Below are 17,643 nucleotides of genomic sequence, written 5' to 3'. Positions count from 1 at the left end.
CTTGTATTGGTAAAACTTTTTCTTGAATTTTATCAATATCAACATCAATATAGGGGCGTTCAATTAGCATTGCATATTGTTTTGGAAGTTTTGGAAAATTTTCTCTGCTCACCTTTACGCGAACGCGGCCAGGGGTTTCACTGATAATTTCAATTTCACCCGTTAATTCCATATCAGTTGGGGAAATGGAAAAAATAGAATTTTGTTGTTTTATCGTAACATCTAAAGTGCGTTCTTTTTGTCCTAAAATTATCATAGAGGGTGAGGTGATTAACTTCACTCTTGCAATTTTTTCAAAACTCAAATCTTTATCTGTTCTCACAATAAAAAATATAACTATTGCAAATAGAACAGAGAGAACTTTTAACCAAAAATTATTGGTAATAAGTTTAATAAAATCTCTTAAAAAAGATGTATTTTCGTGTGATCCAGCTGGCATTATTTTTTATCATCCTTTTTTATTTTTTCTAAAGGAGTTTCCTCCTTCTTGTTTTTTTCTATAGGAGGATCGAGTGGAATACCGCCAATGGAAACATCTCGAGGGGGAGGAGATTTGGGTATTGGTGGATCAAAGCGATCTTCTGGTGCAATTTCAACAATTGCTTTTAATGCCTTATTTTTTCCGCTTGCATTTTTATTTTCTTCATCTTGTTCTAAATTATCGATATCATCATCTTTTAAAAGATTAGAGTCATTATTTAAACTTTGGTGTTTATTTAAAATATTGCTTGAAATAAATTGAATATCCGACGATTTTATATCTTTAATTTTTGAACTTCTAGGAAAGCGTATATGAATGTTTTTTGGTACGTTAGATGCAATTTTATTTTCATATTCTACTTGTTGCATAGACAACTCTGCTTGTTGCATTGCTAAAGTTTCTAGTGAAGATACTTTTTTTTGTAAGGAGTTTTGTTTCTCATTTGATTTTCGTCTGTCATTATCAAATGGATGTAATTTATTAGAACTGAAAATAGATTTAAATTTTAAAATAAATTTATGATATTTAAATAATACAAAATTTTCTATCCAATAAATTAAATTTGAGTTTTGTCCTCTTGGTAAAAGGAGAATGGAAAGCATTTTTCGAGCAGCTTCAGAAGAGCTTTGTCTTTGTAAGTTTCCTTCCCAGGCAATGGATATATTTCCAGTTTCTTCACTAACGACAAGCACAACAGCATCTGTTTCTTCAGATATTCCAACTGCAGCACTATGACGAGTCCCCATTTTTTTAGAAAATCGTGGGTTTTTTGAAAGAGGCAATTGAGCTGAAGCGCAATTAATTCTGTCTTTTTTAATGATAACTGCGCCATCGTGAAGTGGAGAGAACGATTGAAAAATGCTGCTTAATAACTGCTCTGAGATCACAGAATCAAGCATAATGCTATGATCGTATAATTTATCTAATCCAACGGAACGTTCAAAAACGATAAGAGCTCCTATCCGTTCGTGGCTTAAGGATTTTGCTGCATTTGTGATTTCATCGATAATATTTGTTCCAGATACGGAATCTAATCCTGTTGTAAACGGCCCACGACCAAATCGTGTAAGTAAACGGCGAATATCATCTTGAAAAAGTACGATGACCACAATAATAAAGGAAGAATAAAATTTACTGATGATCCAATGCAATGTATCAAATTGTAGCATGCTTGAAAAAACATAGGTTATAAATATGACAAGCATTCCAATTAGAACTTGAGCTGCTCTTGTTCCTTTAAGAAGAGATATAATTTGATAAAGTAAGAACGCCACTAGAGAAATGTCTAGGATAGCTTTCCATGATATTATTGTTTTTAATGCTTCTAAGTAATTCATTCCTTCCCATTACATCTTATCCACGACAATTCCTTGAGGTGGAGTAAATTCAAATAAATCATTTGAAACTGGTTTTGGTGAATATGTATCAAAAAGAAGTCTTGTACGGTTTCCATTTAACTGCACAATACGGAGCTCTTGAATGAAACCAGTCTTCACCTGAATAACAGCGTATAAAACTTTTTGCTGTTTGTCTCCTTTAGGCGTTAGTCTCAAAAGGATATCATCGTCATTTTGTGGTGGGGGAGTGTCAGATTTTACATGAGAGGTATTTATGTCTTGTTGTGCTTTTTTACCTTCACTTTTTTTCCATTCAGAGACATCATAAAATTTTTTAATATTTGAAAGATCGGTTAAAAGCTGAACGAATCCAAGTTCATTTGAACTCGCATTTAGGTGCTGGGCATGTTTTAATTCTGGAATATATTTCCAAAAATTCTTTCCATTGGAAAGATAAATTTCTTTTCGTGGCGAAGTAATTTCAAACCGAAAAGAAGATGGTTTTTTTATTGATAAAACTCCATCTGATAATGAAACTTTATCACGTAGGGCGGAATAAATTTCCTGTTTAAAATTTACGGTAAAAATTTCTTGTTTTGAAGCCAGTTTCATCGTTTCTATATATCTGGTTTCAAATGATTTGCTTGTTTTTTTGGTTTGAGAATAAACAGAGTTAATTACAAATAAAGATAATATAACAAAATTTATATTAATAATTTTTTTAAACATTATGTCCTCTAATAGTAAGTCAAGTTAAAAAGGTTTCAAGATCAGAAATAGATCGTGCAATACAAAACATTTCTGCAGGAGAGTCCGTCATATTTATTAAGGAGATCTCTTCAAACCAATTTAATAAATTTGAGAAATAATTTAAAATATCTACAATAATAATTGTTTTTTTATTGTTACTATTTTTGTTTATATTTATAAATTTTATGAACTCACTCAGCGTGTCTAAACTTCCAGGTAAAAAACAAATAATATCTGAATTTTCGTAAATATATTGAGATTTTTTTGTTTTAGAGAGGTCTTTATTTAAAGAACTGAACTCTCCTTTCGTATTTATAACCCCACTTTTTAAGGCTTCTATTAATCCTGAATTATTTTCATTAAAAATAACTTTAAACTGAAGTTTTCCTAAAAGAATTCCAAATTCAAAAGCAAAATCGGTTAAAGGTTTAGGCACCTCTATTTTTGATGAACAAACAATACCTATTGAAGGTTGAGTCAAAAAAATCATGATTATAAGCACCTCCGTTAAATAAGATACTATTAAATTTCATTATAGAAAAGAATAAATTAAAAATGAAAATAGAAAATTTATTTAAAATTTAATTTCAAAATTTGCCCCATACCATGATTTATTGTTTTCATCATGAAAAGCATAAGGGATAGCTAGCATTTCGTATTTTTTGGAAGAGGATACTCTTTTATTTTGAATAGTATTTTCAACTCTATAAAATACGGCGGCTGAAATGAGAGTTCCCACTAGACCACCAACAACAACATCACTCACATTATGAGCATGATCTTTTACTCTTGAGGAAGCAATCCATGTTGCAGCGGAATAAGATAAAGCAGCATAAGACCAATTTAGGATTTGACTATTGGAATACTCAAACATAAGGGCGCTTGAATAAGTTGCAAAAGAAAATGCATGGGAAGAATGTCCACTGAAAAATGAAAATCGATTGTCATATGTAGATGGGCCATCTGTATTTACATTATCATAAAAAGGGCGTTTTCGTTGAAAAGATATTTTTGCTGTTGATGTTGCAATTTCTGTTAAAAGGATAGCATGAAGCCATCCTCTCATATGTGTTCCTATGAAGAAATTATCATTTGTTAAAGTGAGTCCGCCTAATACGAGCGTAGCGGAGCCCAGAGCATAAGGTAACAATTTTGATCCTGGTAAGGATGTAGCACGATGTCCTAAATCGGGATATTCATTATTAAATGGCCATACAGGAGTTGCTTTCGGTGTATAAAATGCATTGATAACACCAATGATTCCAGCTTCCAAAGGTAAGGTAACAATATCTTGTTTTAAATCTCCTGGATTGAAGCTCATCCAACTTAATGAGCTTTGAAAAGTATCTTGAGGGGGTTCAATAGGATCGGTATAAATCATTTTTTACTATTCTCTGCTGCATGCATTTTATGAAATTCTTCAATTCTTTTTGTCCACTCTGAACTATATTCTACAATATTTTTACGAGTAAAATACAACATTATCATACCGAATATAAGGAAACATAGACATAATATTTGACCCATTGTTAATATTTGCCACCAGGAAGCATTTGGATAAGCATTTAAAGGAGCCCAAGAGAAATTTGATAAATAAAGGTAACTAATTTGCGAATCGGCAGCTCTAAAATATTCAATAATAAAACGATAGAGACAATAAAAAATAACAAAACAAGCAGAAAGAGTTCCTTCTTTTTGTTTCCATCTTGATATGATATATAAGGTTATAAATAATCCCCAGCCTTCCCCTAAACTTTGGTATATTTGGCTAGGATGTCTTGCTACAGCGCCACCTTCTGGAAAAATAATCGCCCAAGAGACATTTCCTTCAATGGGTCTTCCCCATAATTCCCCATTTAAAAAATTTCCAATACGACCCATTCCAATTCCAATTGGGATCACACGAACAAGTTTATCGGTTAAATGAAAAAATGGAATTTTGTATTTTCGGCAATAGTATAAAATAGCTAAAGAAACACCAATTATACCGCCATGAAAAGACAAACCGCCTTCCCATGTTGCAATGGCATCTAAAGGGCGTGTTTTATAAAAATCCCAGTTATAGACAAATACATAAGCAGCTCTTGCACCTATAAGCATACCAATAATGCATAAGGTTATTAAATTCATAAGCATGCTTTCGGTTAACATCAGTGTTCGCTTACGAATCCAAATCATACAACCGACATATACAGAAATAAATCCAATTAAGTACATGGTGCTATACCATCTTAATCCCCAGTTTATATTCATCATTTGTAAAATAAAAAGAATAGAAAGAATGGCTAAAGAATATATTAAAATCGTTTGAAATAATTCCATGTTTTGAATTTTTTTTGATAACAAAGAAGCATTTTCAAAATTTTGGTTTTGTTTTTCGTTCGCTTTTAATTTTTTGCATTGACTCCATGTAAAAAATAAACCTCCTCCAAAAACAGCAAGAAGCAATAAAACGCCCCACCAAGTTGTTACCCAATTAAAATTTATGTTCTTAACTTGAAAAACGTAGGGACTTAAGTCAAATGTCCAATAAGATTGCGAAGGTGTCATGGCACGATGTCTCCTCTTGTATGCTTGGAAATTTATCATACACTAGCTTTCTGTATGACAGTAGGTTGCTTTGATCAAGCAAGCAAGGCATTAAGAAGAGTGCTTGATTATGGAGTTCATATGAAAAAGATTATTTTTTTGTTTTTATTTTTAATTTTTGTTTCTTGTATTCCGATTTTTGCAGGTATTGGTTACGTCGCTTGGCAAGTGTATGCGGGAAATTATTCTGATTTTGAAAAAACAAGAATAATTGAAATTTTATCGAAAGAAACAGTCTTATATTATGCTGATGGACAATCACAATTAGGAAGTTTATTTGGTCAAGAACATAGAATTTATGTAAATATTGATCAAATTCCTCAAACGATGAAAGACTCCATAGTTGCTGCCGAAGATGAAGATTTTTATACGAATGTTGGCATAGATCCTAAAGGAATTTTGCGAGCAGCTATTCATAATATTGTATTTAAAACAAGGCAGGGAGCCTCTACAATTACGCAACAAACAGTAAAAAATCTTTTTGGGCGTAAAGAAACAGATATTTATACTAAATTTCAAGAAATGATCAATGCTTTTAAATTAGAAAAAATGTATTCAAAAGAACAAATTCTTGAGTTTTATTTAAATCAATTTCATGTCACAGGTAATGGTCGTGGTGTTGGTGTCGCCGCAAAATATTACTTTAATAAAAATGTCGAAGATTTAAATTTAATTGAATCAGCTTTTATTGCAGGAAGTGTAAAAGGACCAGAAAAATATAATCCATTTACAAAAACTTCTGTTGTAGGTCAGGAAAAGGCGAGAAGAGAAGCTTTAATTCGGAAAAACTATGTTCTAGAAAGACTTCTCAAAACTCAAAAAATAACGAAACAACAATATGACGATTCTATAAAAGAGCCTGTTCCTTTTAATCAAGGGAAGTTTCAATTTAATGAACTTGCTGTCAATCAAATTATTTTAAAACAACTTTCACGTCCAGAAATATTATCTGCAATAGGTGCAAATAATGTGGATGAAGTGGGAACAATGGGGCTACGTTTAACCACCACTCTTGAAAAAGATATTCAAGGGGCAGCTCAATATGGTTTAAGACAAAATTTAAGTCGTATTCAAATTATATTAAATGGATTTAGTGCAGAACCTCAATCCAATTTTGTTAACATACAAAAACCAGAGTTATACGGTTTTTATGTAGGTAAAATTGAAAATATAGATAAATCTCCAGAAAGTGAAAAAGTAACTATTAGTTATGGAATTCCAACTTGTACAATAAATACAGATGCAATAAATCGTGTTTCTTTAGTATCAGATCAGCCATTTAGACGTGGTAAAAAGAAATCCGTAGAGAGTTTGCTTAATTCAATGCATGTTGGTCAATATGTTTTAACAAGTGTAACAAAAATCAAATCTGATGGCACTATGTTTTGTGATTTAGAATCAAGGCCAAGAGTTCAAGGAGCTGCCATTGTTCTTGATAAAGGCAAAATTATTGCAATGGCGGGGGGCTTTTCTTCAAGCGAATATAATCGAGCTATTTTTGCGGAAAGGCAGCCAGGTTCTTCATTTAAAACACCAGTTTATTATGCAGCACAACAATTAGGATGGACAGTCTTAGATCCTCTTTCTAATATTAGAGATGCATTTACATGGCAAGGAGTTTTTTATTATCCTAGACCAGACCATGCAATTACGAGTTTAGAAACTACTATATTAGGAGCTGGTGCAAAGTCTGAAAACTTAGCAAGTGTTTGGTTATTAAAACATTTGTTAGATAAATTAAGTTATGATCAATATTTAGATTTATTAAATTTTCTAGAAATTACAGGCAACGGGAAGTCAATTGAGCAAAGTTTATCTTTAATTGCAAACAAGTTTAATGCATCTGCAGATAATGAAATTTATATTAAATCGGGTATTCTTGAAAAAGTAAAAATCGATCTGCTTTCCGATTTATCTGTTGTTGGTAATTCTAAATTAAAAGTTTTTTTAAGAACATTACATTTTGGGAATGGCTTTGATAAACAAGAACAAATATTAACTGAGGAAAAAGAATTACCACCTAAAGAAAAAGAATTACGATTAAATATTTTAAAGAATAATTTACTAAGATGGAATAAAAATGCATCACAAGCACGTAAAGCTATCGATTCCTTAAATAAAATTGTAAGTGGTTCTCCTATTTCTGAAACGGATAGAGATTTCTTTTCTTCATTTGCTAAAACAGAAGATGGCACCCTTGTTTTTCAATCTCAAAATCCTTGGCGTCCTGAGGTAACAATTAATATTGTTTCGCCTGTTCGTGCTACACCAATGAGTATTGATTCTTTGTTAACTTTTGTAAGAGCAAATCCAAGTAGTTTAAATATTTCAAATGTATTATTAGACGGAGTTGTTCCTTTATCTATATTAGATAACATAAACTCTGAAATTGCCAAAAAATGGAAAGAAGTGCAGTCTGCACCACCTTTAGAAAGACTCTTTTGGAATGCTGATTTTAAATACTCTTTAGGTATGTATTATGCAGCAAATATGGTTAATGATATGGGTGTTCAAGAACCAATGAAATGGGTTCCCTCTTTCTCTCTAGGCTCCAATGATGTTACTTTAGCGGATCTTGCTTTAATGTATCAAACATTTTTAACTGGAAAAACTTACCGTTATTTTAATATTGCGCAACCTAATCAGTTGTTGTTAATTAAACGAATAGAAGATGCAAGTGGGAATTTACTTTGGGAAGCAAAAGCGAAAGAATATCAATTTTCGGATAATTTTTATTCCGCTTCTATGCTAAATACTTTAAGAGGAACTGTTACTGGTGGAACTGCATTTGTCTTAAATAAAAGTATTGTTTTAAGATCTAATGATGAAGATGTTGATAAACAATTATCAGAATCACAAATAAAAGTTCCTGCTTTCGGAAAAACAGGAACGACAAATGAATATAAAAATGGTACCTATATTGGATTTTTACCTTATCCAAATTCGAAAGGTGACATATTATCACCAGATAATGCTTATACGATAGCTTCCTATATTGGTTACGATAGCAATGAACCGATGGTACGTAAAGGTTACCGAGTTTATGGTGGTGCCGCTATTCCTGCGTGGGAAGAAATCGCTTTGGCAATTATAAAAGATCAAGATTATGCAGAAAAATTAGATTGGAAATATTTAATAAGCAAAAAAGCTCATAATATTCCATTTGATTATGGCTCTGGTTTATCGCAAGTTGTCGTTCCTATCAACTCCTGGGTTTTTGTATCTTCTCAAGATCCAGAAGAAGACAATGATACTACACAAGCAGATAATCCTTATGCAAATGATTATTCAGACACAGGGCAAAGATTATTTAAAGTTTATTTACCTGGTTCCACTTCGGATGGTATTTTTGTTCCAAAAAGAAGAGTTTCTTTTTACACCCCAATTCCGCCTCCGCAAGCGCAGGTTGTGAGCCTTGGCGTAACAGAACAAGCAGAAGGTAACGAAAAAAATCAGCAACAAAATACCCCTGTAATACCTGTTCCTTTATCAAGTATTTCAGGAAAAACGGATACCAATAGCGATAAAAGTTCATTAAATTCTGCTGATGATGAAGATTTACCAAAAGCACGAGCAGGAGATAAAGGTTTAGGAGACGATCTTCCTCCACCTCCTTCTGTATTAAAACTTAAGCCGTAGATTTTAATTTGTTTACTTTGTTTCCCCAGAACTCAAGCACTTGCTTGAGTTCTTTCATATCAATTGGTTTTCCTAAGTAACCTTCCATGCCAGCATCTAAACAAACCTGTCCTTCGGCACCACGAGCATGTGCTGTCATCGCAATAACATGGGGACGACTCGCACTTTTTGGATATTTAATAACAATTCTTTTTGTAGCCTCTATGCCATCGAGATCAGGCATTTGTACATCCATTAAAATAATATCATACTGATTTCGAGTTAAGGCTTCTAAAACTTCATTTCCATTTGCAACAATATCGCAAAGGTAACCAAATTTTTTTAGCATGTTTGTAATTAATTTTTGATTCACCACATTATCTTCAGCAACAAGAATTCTTAACGGAAATAGGTCAGATACTTTGGATTGATCTAGTTTTATCCCTGCAATACTTCCTTTTTGTTTTGCAGTAGAAGTATCGATCAAGGATTCTAATATTTGAGATAAACGAATTGGTTTATTTATTGCCGAAGCAAAACCTTTAGGTAAAAACTTTTCTTCAGAATAATAAATACTAGAGTTTTTTAATATTGCCAAAAAAATAATTGTTTGATCCATATATTTTGATATCAACTCGGTTCTTATTTTTTCGTATTCAAAATCATCTATGGAAATAATGACAAAGTTTGGAGGAACTTGAGATGGAATTTCGATCGTTTCAAGATGGCTTGAGGCCGTATAAGCTTCAAGCCCCCATTTTTCTAATTTTTGTCTTATGGCTTCTAATTGAATTGGATTTTTTTCAACAATAAAAGCAATTTTATTTTTCAACTGTAACATTTTAGATTCATTATCTTTATCTTTTTCTAAGCTTAATTTTTCTGCTTCTTCATAATCAACAGCGACAGTAAACGTAAATGTAGAACCTTTTCCAGATTCGCTTTTAACTCCTATAAAACCACCCATTAATTCGGTAAGTCTTTTTGCAATACTCAGTCCTAAACCTGTTCCACCATATTTTCGAGTTGAAGAATCATCAATTTGGGAAAATGACTTAAATAATTTATTAATATCTTTTCTTGAAATACCTCTACCAGTATCAATAATTTCAAATTTAATTAAAAACTTTCCTTTTTCTGTTTTTTCATTACTGACTTTTACTAAGGCATGACCTTTATTTGTAAATTTAATGGCATTATCGACTAAATGAGTAAGTACTTGTTGAACTCTAGTATAATCGCTTACAATTAATTTTGGAACATCATAATCAATAAAATAAATTAAATCTGTTTCTTGTGCAGCTGCAGCAGGTGCAAGCAATTCAAAAACATTTTCAATGCAAGAATTTATTTCAAAAGGAATATGCTCTAATTCTAATTTATTAGCCTCTATTTTTGAATAGTCTAAAATTTCGTTAATAATAACAAGTAAATTATTTCCACATATTCTTAAAGTTTCAAGATAATTTCTTTGTTCTTGATTTAATTTTGTTCCTATTAAAAGAGTTGCAGATCCTAAAATTCCATTAAGAGGAGTTCTTAATTCATGGCTCATATTAGCCAAAAATTCTCCTTTCATTCTGGTTGATTCTTTAGCTTTTTGTGCAAACTGTAAAATTTCAATATTTCTTTTTTCCATGTCGTCTTGAAGATTTCCAAGTCTTAAATATTCTTTTAAAGAAACAGATATAGCATGTGAAAATGCAATTAAGTCAATATAAAATAAAGTAAAAACTTCAACGAATTTTCCTGCATTGTTAGGAATAAAGTAATTATAAATCGATAAAATTAAATAAGGAATTGTTAAATAGTATATGCCTGTAATCCACGGTTCCATTCTATTTACTTTCATTCTATATCTATATTTATATATAACAATATAAATGTAAAAAGCTAAAAGTGGAATTTTTTGTATAAATGGGGTGATTTTAATTAAAGTAGGATCGTTAATAAGTAAAATAGATATTTCTATCCATGATAAAATAGCATAAATAGCAATAATTTTGGAATAAAGTAAATATTGATTTATACCACTTATATAAACTAATTTAAATAATAAATATGTAGCTGTAATTATCCATGCAGATGTGCAATAAAATGTCAATAATAATTTATAATCTATAATGTTTTTATTATAATACATTATTAAAATAGATAAAATAAGAAGAATGGAAAGTGATTTTTTACTTACCAAGAAAAAAGGCAATTTCCAATAAATATTTCTAATATGAATCATCTCATTTCACCTTAAGTAATAACGTAATAGCTTACTTTATATTTCCCCATTTTTTTAAATTTTCTTCCAATATTTTAATTTGTATTGGCTTTGTCATATAATCGTCCATTCCTGCTCCAAGACATCTTTCTTTATCTCCTGTCATGGCGTTTGCAGTTAAGGCAATAATAGTTGGTTTGGGATTTATGGAATCGCTTGATTTTATTTTTCTACTGGCATCAAGCCCATCCATAACGGGCATTTGAAGATCCATAATTATAATGTCATATTTTTCTTTTAAGCAAGCTTCATATGCAAGTAGTCCATTTTCAACTAATGTAGCATTGTATCCCAATTTTTTTAGAATACTTATGATTAGTTTTTGATTTACAGCATTATCTTCTGCAACAAGCAATTTAAGAGATTGCGGTGTTTTTTCAGCATCCATTGGAGGGACTCCTGTACTTGGAGTTGTAACTTGGGGGGGTAATTTATTTGAATCTTTTTCATTATTTGATTCTGTTAATTTATCTAAATTAACCCACTGAGTAATTTTTTCGGATAATAATTGAAACTGAATTGGTTTTGAAATATAATCATCCATTCCAGCATCTAAACATCTTTCTTTATCACCTGGCATGGCATTTGCAGTTACGGCAATAATTTTTGGACGAGTTCTTTTGCGAGCATTTATAATTATATTTTTTGTAGCATTAATGCCGTCCATTTCAGGCATTTGAAGATCCATTAAGATCAAATCATATTTTTCTTTTTCTTCTTCTTCAACTGCAAGTCTTCCATTTTCTACTAATTTAGGTGTAAATCCCATTTTAGTTAAAACACTTTTAATTAATTTTTGATTTACTGGATTGTCTTCTGCAACAAGTATTTTTAAATTTTTAATTTTATCTAAAGGCAAGTTTTTATTAAATGCATTAATTGTAGGAACATCAGATTGAGCTTGTATTGTTAATGGAATATCTTTTGAGACTTCCTTTTTATTTATAATTTTTGCAATTGTTTTTGCTAATGTTTCCGTTTTTAGAGGTTTCGTTATTGTTTCGTTTGCTATTTGATGTAAATCTGGTGTTGCATTTTTACCTAAAGAGATAAGAGCAATTGAAGGAATTCTTCCAGTAGGATTTATTTGGTTTGCTTTTAAAAACATCACCGCTTTTTTGCTTTCACTTACAATATCTACTATTAAAACTCTAAATTCTTCTATTCCAATAATGCTTTGTGCTTCTTCAAATTTAGATACAATTTTTGCGCCCATTTTCCATTGTTTAAATCTTCTTCCTAAAATATAGCGCATGGTTGGATTTTCAGAAATAACAAGGCATTTTAAACCGTTTAAATTAGAAATATCATAGTTTGAAGGTAAAAATTCAGTTGGAATTTCACTTTTTAAAGTAAATAGAAACCGTGTTCCTTTTCCTACAATACTTTCTACCCAAATTTTTCCTTTCATAAGTTCAATTAATTGAGCAGATATAGCAAGGCCAAGACCAGTGCCTCCAAATTTTCTGGAAATCGAAGCATCTGTTTGTGAATAGGCTTTAAATAATTTTTTTATTTTATTTGCAGGAATTCCAATGCCTGTGTCTTTTACTTCAAATAAAAGTTCGACATGTTTTTCATCTAATTCATCTATTTGTGTTACGCCAATAAAAACTTCACCTTTTTCTGTGAATTTAAGTGCATTATTGCATAAATTCAGGAGAATTTGACCTATTCTTTTGTGATCTCCAATGATTTCTTGAGGGACAGAGGGTTCAATAAAATAGGTTAAATCCAAACCTTTTTCAAAACTTTTAGGGCTAACGACATCGATAACACTTTCAACAAGTTCAGAAACATCAATTTTTTCTTTACTTAAAATAATATGTCCAGAAATTAAATTTGGTAAATCAAGAACTTCGTTAATTAACTTCATTAAATTATTGCTGCTAATGGTAATCATGCTTAATAATCTTTTTTGTTCTTCATTGATATTGGTGTCATTTAAAAGTTCAGCATGTCCAATAATTCCATTAACAGGAGTTCTGATTTCATGACTCATTGTCGCTAAAAAATTCTCTTTAGCAATTTCAGATTTTTGAGCTTCTATATGCATTAAACTCAATTCACCCATTTTTCTAGCAAGGGTAATTGAAAATTCATGAATTTTATTAAATTCTGTGGTTAGTTTAATATGATTTCTAAGTGATAATGTGCTTAAAATTAACATGAGATCTATTTCGTTTAATAAATGGCTTTGAATTTTAATAGGACTTAGAACGATTCCTAAAGAATAGCAGCAACAAAAAACTGCGATAAATAAAGTTACAAGAATAAGTTCATTTCTCTCATTTTTTTGAGGCATATTTTCAATTGATGTTATTAATGATGCAATAGGAGCTATTTGAATAATGCATAATGAAATAATTAAGTTTAAATTTAATATATTGATTAAAGGGATAGATAAAAGCGATAAAAAAAAGAGATAAACTATAGGATTTGTTTTGTTTCTTACTAAGTATTCCATTTTATTGTTTTTGTTAATGGAATATATAATAGATATATTTAAGGAAACAGCATACCAAATAAATATATTTATAATTAAAATTATTTTTTCTTTTTCTTGAAATTTTATGAAATTATTATCCATTAAGACAATTGTAATTAAGGATAAAATAATAAACGATTGAGAAAAATAATGAATTTTAGAATAAGGTCTTTTTGAAAATTTTCTTCTAAATGAGAAAAAAGAAATTAAGGAAAAAGAGAAAAACATATTACCAATAAAAATAATATTTTCGAAAGATTTAAAAATGCTTTCAGAATTATAATAGCTTGCAAAATAACCTAAAAATAAGGCACAAATAATTGTGCCCATAATTAAGAGCCTTCTTTTTCCTATATTTAGACTTTGGATTTTTTCTTCCAAATAACAAAACATAATTTTACATGTCCTATTAAAAATTTCCCGATTATTCATCGGATAAACTCAAATAAACTTTTTGTTTTGAGAAAACAAAATAAAAATGACGCGTCTAAACTTATAAATAGATGTTGATATTTTGACTCTAAGTTATATGTTATGGATGATCTTCCGATTTTTATTCAGAAATTCATTTTATCTTTCGGGGGATTTTTGTCTAAAATTATCTATAAATTTATTTTTGAAGATAAACGAGAATCTACTTTTACTGTAGATATAGAAAGAATTGGCTCTGTTGTTGAAAATAAAGAAAATAGCGATGTTGAATGGACAAATTTAGAATTTAATAAATGTACAAATTGTCCTTTGAAATTAGAAGAATATAAAAAATGCCCGCCTGCTTTAGACGTACAATTAGCCATGAGAGAGTTTCATTCTGTTTTATCCACAGAAATGATTCAAACTTATGTGGAAACAGAAAATCGAACTTATTTTAAAGAATGCGATGCACAAACAGCTTTAAAGGCTCTAATAGGTCTTATTATGGCCACCAGTTCTTGCCCAATTCTAAAAGATTTAAAAGGAATGGCATATTATCATTTGCCTTTTGCTTCTATGGAGGAAACTGTTTTTCGATCTGTTTCTTCTTATTTATTAAAACAATATTTTAAGGTAAAAGAAGGAGGGGTTCCTGATTGGACATTAGAAGGATTACCTAATTATTTTGATCAAATTCAAATTGTGAATGCTTGTTTTTTTGAAAGAATCAAAGTTGCCAGTAAAGCAGATGCGAATTTAAATGCAATAGTGTCTTTTTCTTCCCAATCTCAATTGCTTTCTTTAGCAATAGAAGAGTATTTAGATGTGTTGAAAAAACAGTTTATAGTAAGCTAGATTTTTTTTAATTGAGATTGGAATTTTAAATGAAAAAAAAATTAATAAAAATCTGTTTTATAAATCTTCTTTTTATTCAATTAATCATCTTTTCTATTGTATTTTTCGATAAAAAATTAGCTCATTTGATAAACGAAATTCATATTCATTCAAACCAATTTAAATTTATATTATTTTATGAAACTCCGAAATGGATATCATATATTCCTTATATTTTATTTGCTTTATCTCCTTTAATGATTGTTTTTATTGCATTTAATATGTGCTTTAAAAAAGATGTAAAAAAAATTCATATTGCTATATTTTTATTAGCAATAACCTTAAATATTGCATTGGGAATGAAAGTTATTTTTAAATTTATTTTTAGTCGTAATAATGTAATTTATTTTTTAAAAACAAATAATGATAATTTTAAATGGTTTCAAGACTTTCATTCCATATCCGCATTTCCTTCAGGTCATACTATTATTGTTGTTTCTGCTTCTACTTTATTCTATTTAGTTTATCCTAAATACAGAATATTCTATTTTATAGGTTCTTTTTTAATTATTCTTTCATTAATTTTATTACAATTTCATTTTTTAAGTGATATTTTATCTGCTATTTATTTAGGATCAATTATAAGTTTTTTTGTCTATTTTTCATTTAAATATTTTGCAAAAAAAGAATATTCTCAACATATTTGATTTTAAGCGTGTTGGGTATTTACAATATAAAGATCACCTTCAGGAACGCATTTTAAAACTTTTACATTTAATTCACCCGTTTTCTTTAATGCCGCTGCTGCTTTTTGACAATCGATAGAAAGTTGAGCGCCTTCTTTAAATTGAAGTTTAGCAGAAAAAGTAATTCCTGATTGTGTTAACTTAATTATTTTGATGTCAAGCTCAATAGGCATATTCGTTATTTTTGCGGCTAAGTCTAATTTTGATTCTGCAGGAGCTGTTCCTGGGGGAGCTGCTGGTTTTGGTGCTGCTTGTGCAGGACTTGGTGTTGCAGCCTTAGGCGTTGCTGGTGATTGAGTACTGACTGTTGCAGCTGTCGCTTGAGTTTGTGTAGCAGCAGGTGTTGCTATTGGTGGTTTTGTCGGAGGAATGCTACCATCCAGTAATTTTTTAAGTTTTGTTTTTAGTACCTGAATTTCGACTGTTTTATGTATGAGATCATCTGGTTTTAATTCATCAATTTTAGCCTGGTCTAACTCCCCTTTTTTTCCAGTTAAAAAGACAACTTTAATTTCTTGTTTTTGTTTTAACTTATTTATAAATTCGAGAGTCTGATAGCCATCGAAGTTTGGCATTAAGACATCTAAAATTACAAGATCTATCATGTGGTCATTTAAAATTTTTAAAGCATCGATCCCACTTTTTGCTTCAAAGTGAGCAAACCCTAACGAATTGATAATACCTTTTAAAAAAATTCTGGTTTCGGCAGCATCATCAACAATTAATATAGATTTTGTAGCCACATTGACCTCTGTTAAGAAGCTTCTAATTCTTTTATTTTATTTTTTAAAACTTCGGGAACTTTTTTACATGTTGTGTCTATTCTATTAAAAATTTCTTGAGAACCATCTAATTTTTTTGAAAATCCGATGTCTTCTAGTAATTGGCAATCTTCAGCTAAAGAAATCAATCCTATTAGCCTAGAGCTTGATTTTAATGTGTGAGCGGATCGTTCAATGATAGAAGCGTCGTTATTTTGCATTGCAAGAGTTAATTCTTTAATTCGTTCTTGTAAATTATCTAAATAAACAGTCATTAATTGTACGATTAAAAGTCTATTTGAGAATTCTTCATCCCCGTTACCCAATTCTTTCATGCTTGTAATTATTTCTTCATCTAAAAGTGATGTTGTATTCATATATTATTTTGGAATAACCCCTCTATATTTTGGTTCGGATGGAGTTTCATTGAGTTTATTAATTTCAAGAATTTTCTGTTGAGCTCTTTCAAATTTAGGATCATATTTTAAAATTTGCTGGCAAACCTTTTTAGCTCTATCATAATCTTTCATATTAACTAAACAAAGAACTTTATTATACATAATTTTTACATCTGTCGGAGTTATTTTTAATGCTAAATTATAACTTGATATAGAATCTTCGAATTTACCCATTTCTTTATAACAAATTCCTATACTGTTTAAAAAACTTGGATTTTTCGGATCTTGTTCAACAGCTCTTTGCAAAAAATCGAGAGCTTTATCTTTTTTCTTTTGAACTAGAAAATTTCTTCCAACTTGAGCATATAATTTAGGATAAACAATTTTCATATTAATAGCTCGCATAAGGTAACTCTCTGCTTCTTCGTAAAGTTCACAGCGAGTTAACACATTTGCCGCTTCTTCATAGCGGATCGGATTTTTAGGATTTATACTAATGGCTTGATCAAATGCTTTAATTGCAGATTGTTTTCTATCCGATGCTAATAAACAAACCCCTAAATCAAAATAAGCTTGAACATAATTTTTGTTGTTTTGCATTGCTAGTCGTAAGTTTTTTTCTGCTTCAGGTATGTTACCTAAAGCTCTGTGGCATCTTGCAATTCCAACAAAAGCCCTTGCAGAAGATAAATTTCTAAGTGAAATACTTTTATAAGCTTCTAACGCATTTTCATATTCACCACTTATATATAAATAACGAGCTAATTCATATTCAACTTCGATATTATTTATATCGCGATATTTTACTAATGTTTGAGAAATTTGTGAGGAGAGATCTTTCATTACAAAAGGAATTCGTAAATATCCATCGGGAGCTGCTTCAGGAAAACGTAACATTTCATCTTTTGTTAGCTCTGGTCCTACCATTAAAATTGGAGTTCTTTTAATTTCT

14 protein-coding genes are annotated in these 17,643 nt (G+C 30.2%); 3 read left to right on the top strand and 11 right to left on the bottom strand.

Annotated features, from left to right (window positions below; genetic code table 11):
* From ACIQ56_RS06100 to lgt, 6 genes are all read right to left on the bottom strand, one after another.
* Positions 1–439 (bottom strand): hypothetical protein (locus ACIQ56_RS06100; RefSeq protein WP_397600183.1); only part of this gene is annotated, 439 nt, incomplete at its 3' end.
* Positions 439–1,818, bottom strand: a complete 1,380-nt coding sequence (cdaA, locus tag ACIQ56_RS06095) for a diadenylate cyclase CdaA (RefSeq protein WP_397600182.1) — start codon at positions 1,816–1,818, stop codon at positions 439–441. The genes cdaA and ACIQ56_RS06100, both read right to left, overlap by 1 nt.
* A gap of 9 nt (positions 1,819–1,827) precedes the next feature.
* Positions 1,828–2,547 (bottom strand): outer membrane lipoprotein carrier protein LolA, encoded by a 720-nt coding sequence (locus tag ACIQ56_RS06090; RefSeq protein WP_397600181.1) that lies wholly within the window; start codon positions 2,545–2,547, stop codon positions 1,828–1,830.
* A 19-nt stretch (positions 2,548–2,566) separates the two neighbouring features.
* Positions 2,567–3,058 carry a hypothetical protein gene (locus ACIQ56_RS06085; RefSeq protein WP_397600180.1) on the bottom strand — a complete coding sequence of 164 codons (492 nt, stop codon included), beginning with the start codon at positions 3,056–3,058 and terminating at the stop codon, positions 2,567–2,569.
* An 84-nt stretch (positions 3,059–3,142) separates the two neighbouring features.
* Positions 3,143–3,949, bottom strand: coding sequence for a phosphatase PAP2 family protein (locus ACIQ56_RS06080; RefSeq protein WP_397600179.1), 807 nt, complete (start codon positions 3,947–3,949; stop codon positions 3,143–3,145).
* Entirely contained in the window at positions 3,946–5,118 is a 1,173-nt protein-coding gene (lgt, locus tag ACIQ56_RS06075; protein ID WP_397600178.1) for a prolipoprotein diacylglyceryl transferase, read from the bottom strand. The genes ACIQ56_RS06080 and lgt overlap by 4 nt, the downstream gene beginning before the upstream one ends.
* Before the next feature lie 6 nt (positions 5,119–5,124).
* Here lgt and ACIQ56_RS06070 point away from each other — a divergent pair, with 6 nt between their 5' ends.
* On the top strand, positions 5,125–8,796 hold the full coding sequence (locus tag ACIQ56_RS06070; RefSeq protein ID WP_397600177.1) for a transglycosylase domain-containing protein: 3,672 nt from the start codon (positions 5,125–5,127) through the stop codon (positions 8,794–8,796).
* On the opposite strand, the gene ACIQ56_RS06065 is transcribed toward ACIQ56_RS06070, so the two are convergent.
* On the bottom strand, positions 8,786–11,011 hold the full coding sequence (locus tag ACIQ56_RS06065; protein WP_397600176.1) for a response regulator: 2,226 nt from the start codon (positions 11,009–11,011) through the stop codon (positions 8,786–8,788). The genes ACIQ56_RS06070 and ACIQ56_RS06065 overlap by 11 nt on opposite strands.
* 31 nt (positions 11,012–11,042) lie before the next feature.
* Positions 11,043–13,931: a response regulator gene (locus ACIQ56_RS06060; protein WP_397600175.1), complete on the bottom strand. Its 2,889-nt coding sequence runs from the start codon at positions 13,929–13,931 to the stop codon at positions 11,043–11,045.
* A gap of 195 nt (positions 13,932–14,126) precedes the next feature.
* Here ACIQ56_RS06060 and ACIQ56_RS06055 point away from each other — a divergent pair, with 195 nt between their 5' ends.
* A complete protein-coding gene (locus tag ACIQ56_RS06055; protein WP_397600174.1) occupies positions 14,127–14,807 on the top strand; it encodes a DUF6901 family protein in 681 nt (226 codons plus the stop codon).
* Between the two features lie 29 nt (positions 14,808–14,836).
* Positions 14,837–15,493: a phosphatase PAP2 family protein gene (locus ACIQ56_RS06050; RefSeq protein ID WP_397600173.1), complete on the top strand. Its 657-nt coding sequence runs from the start codon at positions 14,837–14,839 to the stop codon at positions 15,491–15,493.
* 2 nt (positions 15,494–15,495) lie between these two features.
* On the opposite strand, the gene ACIQ56_RS06045 is transcribed toward ACIQ56_RS06050, so the two are convergent.
* The 3 genes from ACIQ56_RS06045 to ACIQ56_RS06035 form a co-directional block, all read right to left on the bottom strand.
* The gene (locus ACIQ56_RS06045; RefSeq protein ID WP_397600172.1) at positions 15,496–16,275 is read right to left on the bottom strand and encodes a response regulator; all 780 of its coding nucleotides are present in this window, start codon (positions 16,273–16,275) and stop codon (positions 15,496–15,498) included.
* Between the two features lie 11 nt (positions 16,276–16,286).
* Positions 16,287–16,670: an Hpt domain-containing protein gene (locus ACIQ56_RS06040; protein WP_397600171.1), complete on the bottom strand. Its 384-nt coding sequence runs from the start codon at positions 16,668–16,670 to the stop codon at positions 16,287–16,289.
* A 3-nt stretch (positions 16,671–16,673) separates the two neighbouring features.
* On the bottom strand, positions 16,674–17,643 hold a 970-nt coding region (locus ACIQ56_RS06035; protein WP_397600170.1), incomplete at its 5' end, for a tetratricopeptide repeat protein.

Origin of the sequence: Silvanigrella sp. (assembly GCF_044369315.1) — a bacterium.
In the GTDB taxonomy this organism is placed as follows: Bacteria; Bdellovibrionota_B; Oligoflexia; order Silvanigrellales; family Silvanigrellaceae; genus Silvanigrella.
Note: the sequence above shows the minus strand (reverse complement) of the source record. Positions and strands in the feature narration are given on the sequence as shown.